This window comes from Vibrio sp. GJ43-1 (assembly GCF_055808835.1).
In genome coordinates, this window is sequence record NZ_CM147884.1 from 2,856,882 (window position 1) to 2,874,334 (window position 17,453).

General features: G+C 44.4%; 12 protein-coding genes and 6 pseudogenes. 3 read left to right on the top strand and 15 right to left on the bottom strand.

Annotation, left to right across the window (positions count from 1 at the left end; genetic code table 11):
* Positions 1-301: 301 nt before the first annotated feature.
* Both AC0L66_RS13645 and AC0L66_RS13650 read right to left on the bottom strand, forming a co-directional pair.
* Entirely contained in the window at positions 302-613 is a 312-nt protein-coding gene (locus AC0L66_RS13645; protein WP_473567678.1) for a hypothetical protein, read from the bottom strand.
* Positions 614-876: 263 nt separating this feature from the next.
* Positions 877-1,377 carry a DUF3332 family protein gene (locus tag AC0L66_RS13650; protein ID WP_473567680.1) on the bottom strand — a complete coding sequence of 167 codons (501 nt, stop codon included), beginning with the start codon at positions 1,375-1,377 and terminating at the stop codon, positions 877-879.
* A gap of 558 nt (positions 1,378-1,935) precedes the next feature.
* Between AC0L66_RS13650 and AC0L66_RS13655 the strand changes: the two are divergent.
* A pseudogene (locus tag AC0L66_RS13655) lies at positions 1,936-3,528 on the top strand (BCCT family transporter).
* Between the two features lie 575 nt (positions 3,529-4,103).
* Here AC0L66_RS13655 and AC0L66_RS13660 read toward each other — a convergent pair.
* The 4 genes and pseudogenes from AC0L66_RS13660 to AC0L66_RS13675 all read right to left on the bottom strand — a co-directional run bounded on the left by AC0L66_RS13660 (position 4,104) and on the right by AC0L66_RS13675 (position 8,999).
* Positions 4,104-5,362 (bottom strand): annotated as a pseudogene (locus AC0L66_RS13660) (DEAD/DEAH box helicase).
* A 181-nt stretch (positions 5,363-5,543) separates the two neighbouring features.
* Positions 5,544-6,025 (bottom strand): annotated as a pseudogene (locus AC0L66_RS13665) (YehS family protein).
* Between the two features lie 264 nt (positions 6,026-6,289).
* Positions 6,290-7,898, bottom strand: a pseudogene (locus tag AC0L66_RS13670) (methyl-accepting chemotaxis protein).
* Positions 7,899-8,156: 258 nt separating this feature from the next.
* Positions 8,157-8,999 (bottom strand): crotonase/enoyl-CoA hydratase family protein, encoded by an 843-nt coding sequence (locus tag AC0L66_RS13675; protein ID WP_473567681.1) that lies wholly within the window; start codon positions 8,997-8,999, stop codon positions 8,157-8,159.
* Positions 9,000-9,364: 365 nt separating this feature from the next.
* Between AC0L66_RS13675 and AC0L66_RS13680 the strand changes: the two genes are divergently transcribed.
* Positions 9,365-9,664 carry a hypothetical protein gene (locus AC0L66_RS13680; RefSeq protein WP_473567683.1) on the top strand — a complete coding sequence of 100 codons (300 nt, stop codon included), beginning with the start codon at positions 9,365-9,367 and terminating at the stop codon, positions 9,662-9,664.
* Positions 9,665-9,815: 151 nt separating this feature from the next.
* Positions 9,816-10,058 (top strand): hypothetical protein, encoded by a 243-nt coding sequence (locus AC0L66_RS13685; protein ID WP_473567685.1) that lies wholly within the window; start codon positions 9,816-9,818, stop codon positions 10,056-10,058.
* Between the two features lie 80 nt (positions 10,059-10,138).
* Here the strand turns inward: AC0L66_RS13685 and AC0L66_RS13690 are convergent, their stop codons facing one another.
* From AC0L66_RS13690 to nrdR, 9 genes and pseudogenes are all read right to left on the bottom strand, one after another.
* On the bottom strand, positions 10,139-11,032 hold the full coding sequence (locus tag AC0L66_RS13690; protein ID WP_265675783.1) for an acyltransferase: 894 nt from the start codon (positions 11,030-11,032) through the stop codon (positions 10,139-10,141).
* 145 nt (positions 11,033-11,177) lie between these two features.
* On the bottom strand, positions 11,178-11,684 hold the full coding sequence (gene pgpA, locus AC0L66_RS13695; RefSeq protein ID WP_265675784.1) for a phosphatidylglycerophosphatase A: 507 nt from the start codon (positions 11,682-11,684) through the stop codon (positions 11,178-11,180).
* A pseudogene (thiL, locus tag AC0L66_RS13700) lies at positions 11,681-12,654 on the bottom strand (thiamine-phosphate kinase). Before thiL ends, pgpA begins: the two are co-directional and overlap by 4 nt.
* Positions 12,655-12,745: 91 nt before the next feature.
* The gene (nusB, locus tag AC0L66_RS13705; RefSeq protein ID WP_265675785.1) at positions 12,746-13,213 is read right to left on the bottom strand and encodes a transcription antitermination factor NusB; all 468 of its coding nucleotides are present in this window, start codon (positions 13,211-13,213) and stop codon (positions 12,746-12,748) included.
* A complete protein-coding gene (gene ribH, locus AC0L66_RS13710; protein ID WP_004741508.1) occupies positions 13,213-13,683 on the bottom strand; it encodes a 6,7-dimethyl-8-ribityllumazine synthase in 471 nt (156 codons plus the stop codon). Before ribH ends, nusB begins: the two co-directional genes overlap by 1 nt.
* A 175-nt stretch (positions 13,684-13,858) precedes the next feature.
* Positions 13,859-14,969, bottom strand: a pseudogene (gene ribBA / locus AC0L66_RS13715) (bifunctional 3,4-dihydroxy-2-butanone-4-phosphate synthase/GTP cyclohydrolase II).
* Between the two features lie 145 nt (positions 14,970-15,114).
* A complete protein-coding gene (locus AC0L66_RS13720; RefSeq protein ID WP_265675790.1) occupies positions 15,115-15,768 on the bottom strand; it encodes a riboflavin synthase in 654 nt (217 codons plus the stop codon).
* Positions 15,769-15,847: 79 nt separating this feature from the next.
* A complete protein-coding gene (ribD, locus tag AC0L66_RS13725; RefSeq protein WP_473567697.1) occupies positions 15,848-16,978 on the bottom strand; it encodes a bifunctional diaminohydroxyphosphoribosylaminopyrimidine deaminase/5-amino-6-(5-phosphoribosylamino)uracil reductase RibD in 1,131 nt (376 codons plus the stop codon).
* Positions 16,979-17,001: 23 nt separating this feature from the next.
* The gene (gene nrdR, locus AC0L66_RS13730; protein WP_473567698.1) at positions 17,002-17,451 is read right to left on the bottom strand and encodes a transcriptional regulator NrdR; all 450 of its coding nucleotides are present in this window, start codon (positions 17,449-17,451) and stop codon (positions 17,002-17,004) included.
* Positions 17,452-17,453: the final 2 nt, after the last annotated feature.

The following is a 17,453-nucleotide window of genomic DNA, read 5'->3' on the forward strand; positions in this document are numbered from 1 at the left end:
ACTTTTAATATCACAAATTCACATAGTGAATATTACAACCCCACAATCATTAACACGAGGAATGGCACATGATAATAAATACACTTAGATTGACACCTATTAATTCACTGTATCAATAAATGTAGCGAAATATTATAATGTACAGCACCCGATAACAATAAAAGCAATGTATGAGTCATTGCCTTTATTAACTTTTTCGGTATTAGGTACTTAAAACTTCCAAGACACACCAAGGTCAACGCCAACGCCCAAGTCGGCACCGTTATTGAACTTCACTTCTGGAGTGGCAAATAAATCGACATCAAGGTTTTTCACCTAGCTCCCAGCGAAGACCGACAGGTGCATGAATATCAATCGCTTCACTGTGCCAGTTGTAACCTACGCCACCTTCCACAAACCAACTAATGTTGTGCTCTTGGGAAATGGGTTTTTGCAACAGTGCCATACCACCATTCACATAATTGTCTTTGACACCAATAATAAGGGTATTGAACTGAAATGTGACGCCTCGTTTGCTGTCGGCACCTAACTCAAAAGCATGAGCAGTGGTTGCTGTCATTGCAATAAAACCAGTAGCGGCAAGTAGAAGTGATTTCGTCAGTGTGTTTTTCAAAGTATTTTCCTCTCTTAAAACATCCTGTCTGTTTTTATCCTGCAATAATAAATGCACTTGCCCGCTAAGGCGTTCGTTTTACTGTGCGCATTTGATGAGGCAGAGTTTAGAGGAATCGAAAAATTGAACTTACCACTTTGTGCCATGCGGGTATGACAATTCGGGCAAGGTAACGGAGAAGGCTAAATAGCAGTGATGAAATACATAAAGGCCTGCCCTATCTCATGTAGGCAGACCTTTATCGGTGTATTCGAGAAATACAGCTACGATAGAGAAGAGTGGGCTTTTAACTCATCGTGTGATGCCGTAGTGACATACTCACCGTCAAGATAGAAATCAACGCTGTCTTTACCACTCACGCCAAGCAAAACACGTGATTGACCGTTGTCATCGACAAAGTTCATTTGAGTCGTATTGCCATCAAGCATAGATATCTTAACGGGTGCGCTTGTTAGTTTCTTGTCTATCTTATGGTTCACTTTAATATAAGAGTTAGCAGGCATATCAGCCAAAGCTTTCTTCTTACTTAATGGGTTAGTACCGATCCAAAACTCAATTGAGTTGACGACAAATAAGTCTGCCATTGATGTTATTGCGTAAACCGGAGACATCAGCGTATAGAGACCTGCACGAGCATAACGGTTATCAACACCTTTTATGTTCACTTCATGCATAACAAAGCCTGTTGTCGCCATTTGGCCAATACAACCAGAAAGCATGGAAGTCATCACAGCGCTGGCCATCAGCGTCTTAATTTGTTTCATGGTACGTTTTCCTTCTTACCTCCTACCACTAAAAATGGTGGGTAAGTTGAGCTAAATATCATCACTAAAAATAATATGGCTATTATCTTCATCACCCCCAACTATGGAGCGACGCCGGATTATATTGACCGCCTTATAAATGGCAAGTGATTCAACCGCGTAGAATTCACGAAATAATCTTACTGTTTATCGACCAAATGTCCCCTGAAACCACCCCATACGAGAATTCAATATTAATCTCTTTTATTTCAACCAATTAAGCTCACAGTTACCCTTTCCTATTTCACTTCCAAAGCCATAAAGAAAACGGATGACGTTTGCCGTTTATTGCACTAAGCAGGCCAAATCCTACAATACGAAGCTTTTTGCGTATTAAGGAGATCACCGGGAAGCACTTGAACATTGCTCGATTTTTAATCGCAGCAAAAAGTCCTGTTTCGATGCTAACAATGTGTTAGGATGTCCGGCTTTTATGATTCAGCTCACACTTTGCTTGTCAAATAGTGAGAAAACACACATTGCTGGCTATCACAGCGGCACATGAATAGTGAACTTTTAATGCCAAATTCTAATACTGTCGTAGACTCTTCGACAGCTTCTCGCTCAGCGTATGACGCCATTCATCCGCCCGAACGACTGAAACAGCTAGCTGATAAACTGGAAATGAATAATCCAGTATTCTGGATCAGTGGCTCTTTCCTAACGTTATTTGTTTTACTTGCTCTAACCCACCCTGTCGCACTCTCCTCTGTTGTCGATTCTGGCTTTCAATCTGGCCACGAAATACTTTGGTGCCTTCTGGCAAATACTCCTTCTCGCGAATTTTGTTATTGGTCTAGCACTGTGCTTTGGTAAAACAGGTGACGTTAGACTCGGCGCACTGTCTGCACCAGATGTAGAAAACTTCAAATGGATCTCAATCATTCTCTGCACCCTACTTGCAGGTGGCGGCGTATTTTGGGCCGCAGCAGAGCCGATTGCGCACTATGTTTCTGCGCCCCTTTATTTGGCTCAGCAGATCCGTACACCAACGCGATTAATGCGCTATCGCAATCTTTTGTTCACTGGGGATTTCTTGCTTGGGCGGTACTAGGCTGCCTGTCTTCCGTTGTTCTCATGCACCTGCATTACGACAAGGGCTTGCCTCTTAAGCCACGTACGTTGCTCTATCCGTTATTTGGTCAACGTGTTATCACTGGCTGGCTTGGCAACACCGTCGATGCGCTTAGCATTATTGCTGTGGCTGCAGGCACCATTGGACCTATCGGTTTCCTTGGCTTGCAAATCAGCTACGCACTACAAGAACTGTTTGGCATTCCAGATACTTTTGCGACCCAAGCAACGGTAGTGGTGTTTGCGATGGTCTTCTACACCTTATCAGCATTAAGTGGCGTTAATCGCGGCATTCAAATCATCAGCCGCTACAACATTATCCTTGCTGCAGCACTTATTGGCTTTATTCTGATTGCCGGACCAACAAGCTTTATTGTGGATAGTTATGTTCAGGGCCTAGGACAAATGATTGATCAATTTGTTCCTATGGCACTTTATCGTGGCGACCCAGAGTGGCTTGGTTGGTGGACGGTATTCTTTTGGGGCTGGTTTATTGGCTATGGACCAATGATGGCGATCTTTATCGCTCGTATTTCTCGCGGTCGTACTATTCGTCAATTGATCTTGTCTATTAGTATTGCGGCTCCGTTAGTCACTTGTTTCTGGTTCACCATTGTCGGTGGCTCTGGGCTAGCGTTCGAACTGGCGACACCTGGTATCATCAAAGCAGGTTTTGAAGGCTTTAACATGCCGGGCGCACTATTGGCGATTACGCAACAATTGCCATTCCCAACGCTAATTTCAGTCTTGTTCCTAGTGCTGACCACGACATTTATCGTGACAACGGGTGATTCCATGACATACACCATCACTATGGTTATCAGTGGTGATGAAGAACCTAATGCGGTCATTCGTGCCTTTTGGGGTGTGCTGATGGGGGCGGTCGCGATCGTTCTTATCTCAATGGGAAGTGGCGGCATCTCGGCACTGCAATCATTTATCGTGATCACGGCAGTTCCAGCCTCGCTAATCATTGCACCAAGTCTATGGTACGCACCGAAAATAGCCAATCAAATGGCAAAAGCACAAAACCTATAGCTTTGTTTAAGAACCTCAACACCCTGTGTTGAGGTTCTATAATCCTTCATTAACAGCTATATCTCTCTTTCTCTTTGTATTACTTCGTTTTTACTCGTTCTGAGTGTTGCTGTTCTCCATGACTAAATAGCTTCGAAAACCACGATTACAATCACCCCCATCAATCTTACCACCCAAGAGATTGGCACTGCGAATATCTTGCTATATAACACTATCGTATTAATAAATAACACGCATATTGACTATTCACACAAGTGAATATGAATGACATAATTTTCCAGGAAAAATAAGAGTGGAACAAAGATCACGACCTCTTACTCTTTATCAGTAAGAGCAAAGTGACAAAAATTACTATTTCTCAGGATGATTGACATGTGTGAACACAATGAATACTTGGTCAGGGTACGTCGGACAACGTGGCAGCGACGAATAAAGCGAATTAAGGAGTTATATCGCTGCAGGGTTTGTAGGAGAGCTTTAATCATTAAATAGTATTTACATTGTTCCCTCTACGCAGCCTATGCGTAGAGGGAACAATGTTACATGCCTAGCTTAAATAACAATTGCGGCCTTACCTAACGCTTAGTCTTAAACTGCTTCGCGCTGCCTTTTTTGTTGGTGCGGCGGTTCGCTTGTTTGTCTCTTTTCGGACGTTTACTTTCTGTAGAAGCTAGCTTATCTGTCACTGGAAATTCGGCAAGTTGTTGCAATGGTAGTGAGCGCTCTGTCAGTGTTCTAATGGCGTCCAAGTATCCTGTTTCACCATGACAAACCAGAGAAATTGCCAAGCCAGATTGGCTAAGCACGCGCCGTTCGACCGACACGATGAACATACACTGACGCATCTGCAGGTAGCTCATAGTTGATGACGACTGGCAGCTGTTCAACATGTACGCCGCGAGCGAGTAAATCGGTGGCAATAAGCACTTGCACCTTGCTCTCTTTAAACGCCTGTAACGTCTGCTCTCTTTCTACTTGATCTTTATTACCATGTAACGCGGCCGTCTTAAAGCCGAGCCTTAGATAGCTTTTTACACAAAGCATCGGCATTATCTCGCGCGCCGATAAACACGAGAACTTGCTGCCACTGATTGTCTTTAATTTGTTGAATCAAGACATTGGCCTTGTTGCCTTTATTTACTAGGTATAAGGATTCTTGAACGTCAGTGACTACGCTGTTGGTCACATGGCTTTGTACGCGAGCTGGCTCATTGAGTAGCAACGCCACTTTTTGTTCCAATGCATCGGGCAACGTCGCCGAGAACATCATCGTTTGACGCTGACTTGGCAAAGCAAGCAAAATGCTCTGTACATCCGACCAAAATCCCATATCAAGCAAACGGTCTACTTCATCCAACACGACATGCTTGATATCGCCTAGCCGGATCGCTTGTTGATTAATCAAGTCAAGTAAGCGTCCAGGAGTGGCAATGATCATGGTCGGGTGTTGCTCTAACTGGTACTTTTGGGCATCAATATCCACACCACCACACAGTACGATTGACGACTGAGATAGGCTTTTCGCCAGCGGCGCCAAAGCATCATTCACCTGCATCGCCAACTCACGTGTCGGTACAAGAACCACTGCTCCACTGACGTTTTGATGGCTGTCAGCGCCCTCTTCACCCGTCGCTGCCCTTTCTCTGTACAATTGTTCGATTAATGCTAAACCATAAGCCATGGTTTTACCGCTGCCTGTCTGAGCAATCGCTAACACATCTTTACCCAATAATGCCTGCGGCCATGTTAACGATTGAATTTTAGTCGGCGACGGGTACATCTTTGCAATAGCGGTAGCCAATTTGGAATTAAAGTTGAAGGTTTTAAAAGGCATAATCAAGTTCATCGTACAAGAAAAGTGAGTAAGTACTCTCGGTGTTGCGGCTGGTGGTCTACAGCAACCACTATGAGTGGTAAATGAGCGAATATCAGTGAGAACTGAGAGGAATAGGTAAGCTGGCATGGCAGCAAAAGACATTGCATCTTTTGCTGCTTAACTGACTTAACTTACAAGCTTAATCTTGGTATTCGCTTTTGTCTTCAGGACGTAACTGGCGTTGAATCGCCATTAAGAAGTTACGCAAAATCTGATCTTTACATTCACGATAGTGCTTATTGTCTGGCTTACGGAAAAACGCACTCAATTCGTGCTTACTTAGATTAAAATCTACCGATTGTAGGGCATCTAAGATATCTTCCGCTTTCATATTTAGCGCGATTCTAAGCTTCATGAAAATCATGTTATTGGTTAGGCGCTTTTCAGGCTCAGGTTGTGCCCCTTCGCGCTTACCGCGTTTAATATTGATTAAGCCATTCAAGAAAATCGCTAAGTCTGTATCGCTTGCTGACTTATAGTTATCATCGCTGTCTTTTTTAACCAATTCGACACTTGTTCACGTGTCACTTTGTGCTCTGCCGCTGCAAACACGTCAATCATTTCTGCGTCTTTAAAGTCAAAGGTATAGCGAATACGGCGTAAAATATCGTTATTAGTCAAAATAAATTCCAAACAAGAAAGTAATCAGCATGGTCAGTAACACAGGGTGTGTAGCCGTATGTACCACTGACCTTGAAAGTCGAGCGCGAAGCCTAACACAACCGTGTTTGACTACCTACCTATTTAAGCACTGATTCGACGATGAAGCCATGTCTGAGAACGAATTATTCAGACACACCTTGGTGTCACTCGGTAAACATACACACACTCACCGATGAGCGATGCTTTACACACTGAATGGCTTCCGTTTAACCGCTGACTAGGCTACAACGTGAACCGCGCAACTAAGTGCTCAAGTTCGTTCACTTTCTTGTTGAGCTCGTCTACCTGCTTAGCACTGGAATGGGCTCGTTCTAATGTACGATCTGAGATATCACTAATCGAGGAAATATCCGATGCTATTTCCTTTGTCACTGCTGTTTGCTCTTCTGCTGCGGTCGCAATGGCGTTAATCATATTCTGGACATTGCCCGCACCTGAGACTATCTCTTCAAGTGCACCAATTGCCCCTTCACTTTGCTTTACTCCCAACTCAACCAGCTGACAATTATCAACCGTAAGCGAGACCGCCTGTTCAGTTCCTGATTGAATTGACTGGATTAACGTTGCCACTTCTTGCGTCGCACGTGTCGTGCGCTCTGCCAGGGCTCGAACTTCATCCGCAACGACAGCAAAACCACGGCCTAATTCACCCGCTCTTGCCGCTTCAATAGCCGCATTCAGTGCCAATAAATTGGTTTGTTCGGCGATCTCTTGTATCACCTTAATCACGCTTCCAATTTGTTGACCATGTTCACCGAGGGTACTCATTTGAGATGACATCTCTTGCATTTGGATAGACACTTGCTGAACACTCTCGACCATTCCGGAAATAACTTCGCGCCCTTCTACCGCACACGACTCTGAACGCTGCGCTTCACTATAGGTCTGGTTACCTTGCTGGGCGACTTCAGAAATCGTTAAGCTAAGCTCCTCTGACGCAGTCGCTATCAATGTCGCTTTGTCAGACTGCGATGATGCCCCAACAACCATCTGCTCACTAATCGCACTTAGTTCATAGGTTGCTTCTTTGACATTCGCACTGACAGAGTGGATCGAACATATTAAGTCAGCCAGCGACTGCTGCATTTGATTAATAGATTGCGCGAGAGTCGACAGTTCATCACTGGCGTCATCTTTCACTTTCGCATTCGATAAATCACCATTAGCGATACGACGAGCAATATCGTTTAATACCGAAACACGACGAACAATAGAGTTAGACAGTAAATAAGCAACTACGATGGAGCCTACCACTACGGATATTGCTGAAATAATGATGGTCAAAAAGATCACATTGAACGAATCGACTAGACCATTTAAGGATTGATAAGTATCTTTTTTCTGAAGCAGAAGCCTCATCAAGCGCCTTTTCTAGCGGGACTAAATACTGCTGAAATAGCTGTTTGGTAATATCAAAATTGACTGAGATACGTTCTTCAGAAACAGACGTCATAACTTGTGCTTCAAAGTTATCGGTATAACGTTGCAGCAGCGTCAAACCTTCTTTCAGCATCAAGCTATCGGCCCGGTTGCTCGCTTCTAAGCGTCGCAACTCCGTAAACGCGGCATGGGCACTGGCTAGGTTCTCCTGATAGGCGTGGGCAGCCTGAGCGTCACCCATTATCACTTCAAGTGAACTACGATAGACGTCGCCAATCTCATCAATCAAAATAAGATACTGCTCAAGCTCAGGGACATCATCACTACTCGCTTCTATCGCAACTTGCTCTGAAGCGGTCACTTCAAACCAAATAATGCTTAACCCAGAACACATAATTGCGAATACTGCAAAAAAACCGCCGTACAACTTATTCTTAACTGACCACTTCACGCTAACTACCTATCAATAGACTTATTTTTCTTCGAGAATTATAAGGCTAATTTGATATAATCACTAGGTAAAGTCGCTCACTATGGGAAACAGTTAACACGTCTCCCCTCATCGTGAGAACACTCGTATCCCATTGAAAATCATATGCTACCGCCAATAAGTGCAGTCATTTTCAGAACAACGAGCAAAGGTAAAACCTACTAGCATTAAGGTCTATTTGCCAATATTAAGGTTTATTTGCCAATACTAAGACGTTACCTACCAATATTTCTGTCGACTTTTAAAACTGGCCGCTGTTTTATTACGCAAGCCTTTTTGCGCTTGTTTGAAGTTTTGGCCCAGCATAATTCGAATCTGGCTATACGTTTCATAGGCAAGTAACTTCCATGCAGGGGCGGTCCAATAGCGAGTATAGATGTGCTTGATTGCAGCGGTAACGTCTGGTGACTTAAGAGCGAGCTCTTGGCATAAGTCATCGGCGGCCTGCATCGGTGTATCATGGATTTCGGTGATCAATCCCAACTCCAAGGCACGCGCCGCATCAAGTTGTGTCGCGCACATGGAAATTCGCATCGCTTGATCTTTTGCCATCACCTCTCTAAGTCCAAGGGAACCTGCCATATCGGATGTTAAGCCCATTTTTGATTCCATAATAGATAGATTAGCGTTCGGTGAACAGATTCGAAAGTCAGCGCCCAACGCTATTTGCAAACCCGCTCCCCAGCAGTAACCTTCAATGACAGCAATAACAGGTATCGATAGCGCTCGCCAATTAGCACTAACTTGCTGAGCTCGATTAGCACTTCCTGGCCACACTTTAACAAGCAGTTGGGCGGCAAACCGTTTATTGGCCATCATGGCACTAAAATCTAAACCAGAGCTAAAATTATCGCCATTACCCGTCAGAATGACCGCTCGAAGCTGACGATCTCGCTTTAAGCGACGACTGATATCAATCAATTCATCAAACATAACCATATCGACACCATTGAGCTTATCTGGGCGATTCAGCGCTACTGTGATGACATTATCCCACCTAACAACCTCAATATTTCGATAGTTATATTCATTGCTAGAATCATGAATAGATTCAGATTTCATACTCCACCTTCTCTGCGTGCGGTTGACTGGCTGAATTGAATTCTAAACAGGCTGCCATTACCGCGGACTTTAGATGTGTTAACGCGTAGTCACACATGACGCGGCTTTATTAGACAATAAAAAGCCGATGAAGAAAGTGTAGACACTCACCGACAACGCATTAGTGTATTTACTCGAACTGAGACATTAAGCAGAACACTCACCGCTAATACCCCTTTGTCATTTTGTGACTCCCTCGCTTAATAATAAGTCAAGTAAACTGCGATTCTTTGCACTGTATCCAATTAATATGATTATCAACTTGTGTTATTCGCGGGAGTTGTTTGAATGGGCGGGTAGTAATGGATAAAAGGGAACGCTATCCAATGTCAAATGACTCTAGCAATAAAGATATTAATCACTCACACCCTCTTTGGTTATCGGCTCTATTCGCCGTTTTTACTTTTGTACTGCTTTATTCGGTATTACCTAGCTACGCTGGCTTAGATAGCCCAGCAGGCTCTGCTTTACTATCAACTATGAGTGAATGGGCCGCGCCTATCGCAACGTTGTGGTTACTTCCACACGTTAAGGGAGGCTTTCATCTGCGCGATAACGTTCAAAAAGAATCTAACTTAAAAAAGCAATTAACGTGGAATAACCGTAACATCACAATGATTCCATAATTTATGCATTAGGTTTATTATCTATTTAACAACAAGTTACAAGTCAATACCGAATCACGACTAAAAATGTGATCAAGTTCAACTTGATCCATGAATATGGCGGTGGTAGTGTGGTCAGCGATGACGAAAACATGACCACAAGGAGCGTGCTTTGCCGAATATTCAAGTGAGTCGTTGGCTAGTTGAATCTTGCCCTAAAGTCTTAGAGCAAAAGATCATCTCAGCTGTCGCCTACCGAGAAATGAAGGATCTCATTTCTGATATGGAATTATGTCAGATATTCGGAGAAACCGTTTGGAAGAGCGGTGACAACTACCACACACATGCGGTCTCATTGCACATCAATGAAGAAGAAAAGCGTTGTCGAGTCATTCCTAGACTATCTATCGCTTAATTCAATAAAAAAAGGTCTACCTCACGGTAGACCTTTTTTATTATTCATATTTCGCACTAAACAGCGACGTAAGTGTACGCTTACTTTAAACCATTATTCTGATAAATTGATTCCAGCGTTTCGTCTTTTCGCTTCCAAAGCGCGTTCAGCCAGTGATGAAAACGACGTTTAAACGCTTTGTCTTTAAAGTAATCCCCATTTAGATTTTCATCCATAGGGTAGACCTCTATCTTAACCACCACTTTAGTTAATCTACCTTTAAGCAAATCTTCAAACGGGCTTTCACGGTTTTCTGGGTAAGCCAAGGTAATATCAACAACCCCATCTAACAATTGATTCATCGCGTTCAAAGTAAAGGCGACACCACCTGTTTTCGGTTTGAGTAGATGACGATAAGGCGTTTTACCTGTTTGAACCTTTTCAGGGCTATAGCGCGTGCCTTCAACAAAACTGATCATCGTGGTTGGTACATGCTGAAATTTTTTACACGCCTTTTTTATCGCATTAAAGTCATCATTACGACGCTCTGGGTGCTTAACAAGGTAAGCTTGGGAATGACGTTTCATAAACGGCATGTCTAGCCCCCAGCACGCTAAACCAACAAAAGGGACGTACAACAAGCTTTGCTTTAGTAGAAATTTGCACATTGGCATTCTGTCTTTCATTACCGAGCTGATAATCACAATATCGGTCCAGCTCAAGTGGTTTGAAAGTAACATATACCATTGCTCAGGGGTGAGCTCCTCTCCCCCTTCTATCTGCCAATCGATGTTGTTGTTTACGTTTAACAGCCAGAGGTTAACGGTTGCCCATACCCACATTTGCTTATTTGCCAAACTCGTCATGGTCTTTTGCACTGGATGAAGTGGCAAAATCAGTTTGATAATAGAAAGTGTTGAAACCACGACTGCGGTGACCGCCGTGTTCAATATGACGAGAAGTGAGTTGATCAATAAACGCAGATTACTAAGCATACATCTTGTTACGAGTTCAAAAAGGGAGGCTAATAATAACAATTTTTTCAGCTCAGTATAGTAAAGCTTTGTCCCTACCCGGCAATAAATCGAGAAAATCACCCTATGAGTGCATAGGGCAAAAACTCTAACGCTTACTTTCGCTTTACGCTAGCCAACCAGAGAAATGACCGACTAAGTACAGACATAGCCCTGCCATCACACCAGCAACGATATCGTCAATCATAATACCTAAGCCGCCATGAACGCGTTTATCTAGCCATCCGATAGGCCATGGTTTCACCATATCGAAAAATCGAAATAACACAAAACCCGTAATTAGCCACTTCCATTCATCCGCTGGAATATTCAATGCAGGCACGAGCATCATGGTAATCCAAAAACCTGAGAATTCATCCCAGACAATAGAACCATGATCATGAACTCCCATATCATCAGACGTGACCTGACAAATTTTCACGCCTATAAAGCACGACGCCACAACCAATACAACATATAGGCTAAACGGTAGTTGCACCAACAGAAGATACAATGGAATGGCCGCTAGTGTCCCCATCGTGCCGGGAATGATTGGAGACAAGCCACTACCAAATCCTGTCGCCAGCAGGTGCCATGGGTTTTTTAACGAGATCAGGCTCAATGGGTTGGTCATACGGTTACCTTAAAGTGGTCAAAGCCACTTACGTTCCAGTCTAAAGGGATATTATTGCGATGCAGTTCTAAGTCACGAGTGCCTGTTATTCTGCCTATACAGCGAAAAGGCGTGTTCGAAAGCGCAACCTCTAGTTGCCCGCGGTTCGTTTCCGGAACAGTAAAGCACAGTTCATATTCTTCACCGCTAGTCAGGGCGTAGTACTGTCTCTCATCCTCTTGCTGCAAAAATGCCGTCAATGCTTAGGTGAGATAGGTAGCTCTGCGACATCAATTCGCGCCCCTACGTCAGAGCGAGCAAGAATATGTCCGAGATCGGAGACAAGCCCGTCTGAAATATCGATAGCAGAAGAGGCAATGTCTCTTAGTGCCATACCACTTAACACTCTAGGAGTAGAGATAAAATGTTGCTCTACCAGATGCTCATTAAGCGCTACATCGTCGCTCATACGCTGCTGTAAAATAACATCTAACCCGGCCTTAGCATCACCTAACGTCCCCGTTACGTAAATCCAGTCACCTACTTTTGCACCACTGCGAGTGAGTCCCTTACCTTCGGGCAACGTTCCCTGAACGGTCAACGTAATCGACAATGGACCTTTTGTCGTATCGCCACCAATTAATTGTATGCCGTAATAATCAGCCAGTTTGAAAAAGGTTGTGGTAAACACTTCGAGCCATGCATCATCAACGTTAGGAAGCGCGATCCCCATGGATACCCATGCAGGAGAGGCTCCCATGGCAGCAAGGTCGCTAATATTTGACGCTAACGCCTTATGAGCAATATGAGCAGGGTTTGCATCTGCGAGAAAGTGAGTGCCAGACACTAGCATGTCTGTGCTAATAGCAATGTGGCTATTCTGTGCGGGAGCCACAATAGCGCAATCATCACCTTGGGCTAGGATTACATCTTTACGCTGTTGCTGCTGATGAGCAAAGTATTTGTCAATTAAGCTAAATTCACCGGACATATGGGTAATAGACTCTAGAATTAGGTGTTCAGAGTATATAAAAAAGGCCAGCATAATGCTGACCTTTTTAGGATAAGACGAACGTTAATTGTTACTTTTTACGTACGCTTGGCGCGGCTTTATCAAGCACACCGTTAACGAACTTGTGGCTATCTTCTGCTGCAAATACTTTTGCTAGCTCAATAGCTTCATTGATAACAACTTTGTAAGGAACGTCTTCACGGCTTGTCATTTCGTACATAGCTAGACGAAGCAACGCCAGTTCCATCATATCGAGATCTTGCATTGGGCGAGATACGAATGGACGCAGTTTGCTGTCTAATTCTGTGTGATTCAACGCGACACCCGTGAGCAAATCACGGAAATACACAACGTCAGTCTCTGGTGCGCTTAACGCTGGCTCTGCGGCATGATGTTCTTCTTCATCATACTTACCACCTGACAAGAATTGTTCTTCTACATTGGCAACATTTTCTTTAGTAATTTGCCAAGAATAAATTGCTTGCAGAGCAAATTGACGTGCATTACGACGTGCGGCTGGTTTCACACTGGCCCCCATTAGGAATCGATTTCAGAAAGAACGTTGATCATCTCTAGCGCGCTTAGTGCAGCCTCTGCACCTTTATTACCAGCCTTGGTTCCGGCGCGCTCAATAGCTTGATCGATAGTATCAACAGTCAAAACACCAAATGCGACTGGTAGGCTGTATTCCAGTGACACTTGAGCAAGACCTTTATTACACTCACTACAAACATAGTCAAAATGTGGCGTTCCGCCACGAATCACTGTACCTAGTGATACGATAGCGTCAAACTTGCCTGTTTTAGCAACGCGTTGAGCTACCAATGGCAGTTCAACCGCACCAGGACAACGAACAACAGTAATGTTGTCTTCGCTAACCTGACCATGACGTTTCAAAGTATCGATAGCACCAGACAATAGGCTTTCATTAATAAAGCTATTAAAACGAGCAATAACAATCGCAATTTTTGCGTTTGGTGCAGGGAAGCCACCCTCGATAACTTTCATATACTTTCCTTATAAACTATGTTCATCTCGCGAGAATCGCCGGATTCTAGCACAACTCAATTATCAATATCTAGCTCAAACTTCCTCACACCTAAATCATTTAAGGCTTGAAGAAGCTTGAATCTATGTGTTAAACGCGGTTTGTTCCGTTTTCATTGGATAAAAACGTTAGCGCCTATTTAGTTACGTACTCAGTCACCGTTAAACCAAAGCCGCCAAGTGCGTGGTATTTTTTATCGGCCGATGACAGCAATCGCATTTCATGTACACCAAGATCAGCCAAGATTTGCGAACCGACTCCCACACGACGTGAGGTGCCTTGTTTTTTCGCCATGGTTGGTGCTTGGCCGCTGTCTTGCTGCTCAAAGACTTTGATCTTGTGAACGATAGATTCCGTTGTTTCTTCATTACCTAGCAAGACTAAAACGCCGCCCTCGCTACCAATACGCTGCATGGCCTTGTCCAAAGTCCAGCTACGTTCAGAGTTTCGATCTGAGCGAAGAATATCAGTGAAGGTATCTTGTAAGTGAACACGCACTAGCGGGGTTTGTGCGGTCAAATCACCACTGCACATCGCATAGTGAATTTGGTTATCAATGGTATCGCGGTAAGTCACGAGCTCAAACTCACCAAACTCAGTAGGAAGGTGACAAGCTGCCACTCGCTCAATCGTCGTTTCGTTATTATTACGATACTCAATTAAATCCGCAATGGTGCCCAATTTCAGATCATGCTTCTCTGCAAAGATTTCTAAATCAGGGCGACGAGCCATACTTCCGTCGTCGTTAAGAATTTCAACAATCACTGACGCAGGTTCAAAACCCGCTAACTTTGCCAAATCACAACCCGCTTCAGTGTGCCCTGCACGGGTTAATACCCCACCATCTTGCGCGGCAAGTGGGAAGATATGCCCCGGCTGAACCAGATCGGCAGCCTTCGCCCCTTTCGCTACGGCCGCTTGAACCGTGCGCGCACGATCTGCAGCTGAAATACTCGGTGGTCACGCCCTCTGCGGCTTCGATAGAAACGGTAAAATTCGTCGTGTATTGGGCGTTGTTATCTTGCACCATTGGCGGTAAGCCAAGTAGCTCACAGCGCTCTTTGGTCATGGTCAAACAAATCAAGCCGCGACCATGTGTTGCCATGAAGTTGATCGCTTCTGGCGTGACATGTTCCGCAGCCATGATGATATCACCTTCATTTTCACGATCTTCGTCATCCATCAAGATGACCATTTTACCTAATCGAATATCTTCTATAATGGCTTGGGGCGTACTAATTGGCATATCACATTCCTGTTATTCATTTTGTTTGGTTGCAGCGTTTGCCATATTGCTCAACGTTTGCTGTTTCACTAAGCGTTATACCGCTCTAAACGGTCATTGTTTCGCTATGCGATGCTGTCTCTCTAAACATGGTCTTATCACTAAACTAAGCGAAACCATTTTGTTGCAAAAATTCCATTGAGATGCGTGACTCTGGTTCGCTCTGCGTGTGGCTTTGCAGTAGGCGCTCCATATAGCGAGCCATGACATCCACTTCTAAATTCACTTTGCGCCCGACTTGAAAGCGATCAATGGTCGTTTCTTCAGTTGTATGCGGCACAATGGTGAGTTTAAAGGCATTTTTTCGTAATCCATTGACGGTCAAGCTAATACCATCAACAGTAATCGATCCTTTTTCTGCGACATACTTATTAAGTTCTTGAGGCATCTGAACCCAGAACTCGATGGCTCGTCCCACATGCTGGCGATCAATAATCTCGCCAACGCCATCGACGTGTCCAGAAACAATGTGCCCACCAAAGCGCGTCGTTGGCAGCATTGCTTTTTCCAAGTTTACCTTTTCACCCACCTGGTAATGCGCAAAGCCTGTTTTATTTAACGTTTCAACCGACAGATCCGCAGTATATGTGGTGGCCGTATGTGCCGTTACGGTTAAACAAACGCCATTGGTGGCAATACTGTCGCCCAACTTCACGTCACCCATGTCAAGCTTCCCCGCATCAACATGAATACTAATATCTTCTCCACGAGGAGTGATGGCTTTTAATGTGCCAATTGCTTCAATAATACCTGTAAACATCTGTCTCTATTTCTATTTTGTTGGGGACGCGACGATTAATGTCGCCATGTATAACGTATTCATAAAGAATATCGATTTATCAACTGTGTCGCGACTTAGGTGTGGCTACAATGCGTATATCTTGCCCCACCATTCTTACGTCTTTAATCACCAAATCGATGGTGTCTTGCATAGATTGCAGACCTAAAGCGCCGATCAAACCGCGACCATCCGCACCCATAAGTTTAGGCGCTAAATACACGATCAGCTCATCAACCAATTGTTTTTGGATTAACGCGCCAGCTAATGTTGCGCCCGCCTCAACCCATACATGATTAATTTGCTGTTCTGATGCCAATGTGGTCAGAGCCTCTTCGAGGCAAAGCTGCCCCTGATCATCCAGCGATATATTTATATCACTATCCGATTGAGCGATGCGAAGCACAGCACCGTCACTTTGATAAAGCGCTAAATCAGGGGTTAAGTGATGTTGCCTATCTAAAATAGCTCGAATAGGTTGACGCAGCTGCTCCGAAGTTATCGTATCTGTCACCTGACTTGGCAGTTCGTGCCAACGTACATTCAGTGATGCGTTATCCTCTATCACGGTTTTACTCGTCGAGAGGGTTGCACCAGCTTGCGCTCGATAGGCCTGAACATCTCGCCTTGCGCAAGGTCCCGTAATCCACTGGCTCTGGCCATTTTCTAGCGCGGTTTGTCCATCAAGGCTTGCCGCCATTTTAAGCTGAACAAACGGTAATCCCGTTTCCATTTTCTTCAAGAAACCTGGATTTAATGCGCGTGCATCCGCCTCTAACAAGCCTACTTGAACCTCAATCCCGGCTTCACGCAACATGCTAAATCCCCGCCCCGCGACTTGCGGATTGGGATCCGACATCGCGCAAATCACTTTCGCGACACCAGCTTTAATCAACCCTTCCGCACACGGAGGCGTTCTTCCATAATGTGAACATGGCTCAAGAGTCACATAAGCCGTGGCACCCAAAGAATGCTGACCTGCCATTCTAAGCGCGTGCACTTCAGCATGGGGCTCACCTGCTTTTTGGTGATACCCTTCACCGACAATCTGCCCATTGAGTGTGAGCACACAACCAACATTAGGGTTTGGAGCCGTTGTAAAGCGACCTTTGTACGCCAGCGCTATTGCTCGACTCATCATCTGATGATCAATAGCACTAAATCCAGCATCACTTGTGTTGGACTGCTTCATACAAGGTGTTCCTTTTGTATCGATTAATCTTCTAGTCGAGCGATTTCTTCGCCAAACTCTCGAATATCTTCAAAGCTGCGATAAACCGATGCAAATCGGATATAAGCCACTTTATCGAGTTCCTTTAGCTGGGTCATCACCAAGTTACCTATCATATCACTTGGAACTTCGCGCTCATAGGTCGCTCGAAGCTGCGATTCTATATGGCTAATTGCCAGTTCGATGGCGTCGGCGCTAACCGGACGTTTTTCTAACGCACGCTGAATCCCACCCACCATTTTATCTTTATTAAATGGCTCACGGTTACCGTTTGACTTAATCACTTTCGGCATCACAAGTTCTGCGGTTTCAAAGGTAGTAAACCGTTCACTGCACGCCAAGCACTGTCGTCTACGGCGAACCTGATGACCATCCGCTACCAATCTTGAGTCGATGACTTTTGTATCATTTTCTGAGCAAAAGGGACAATGCATAA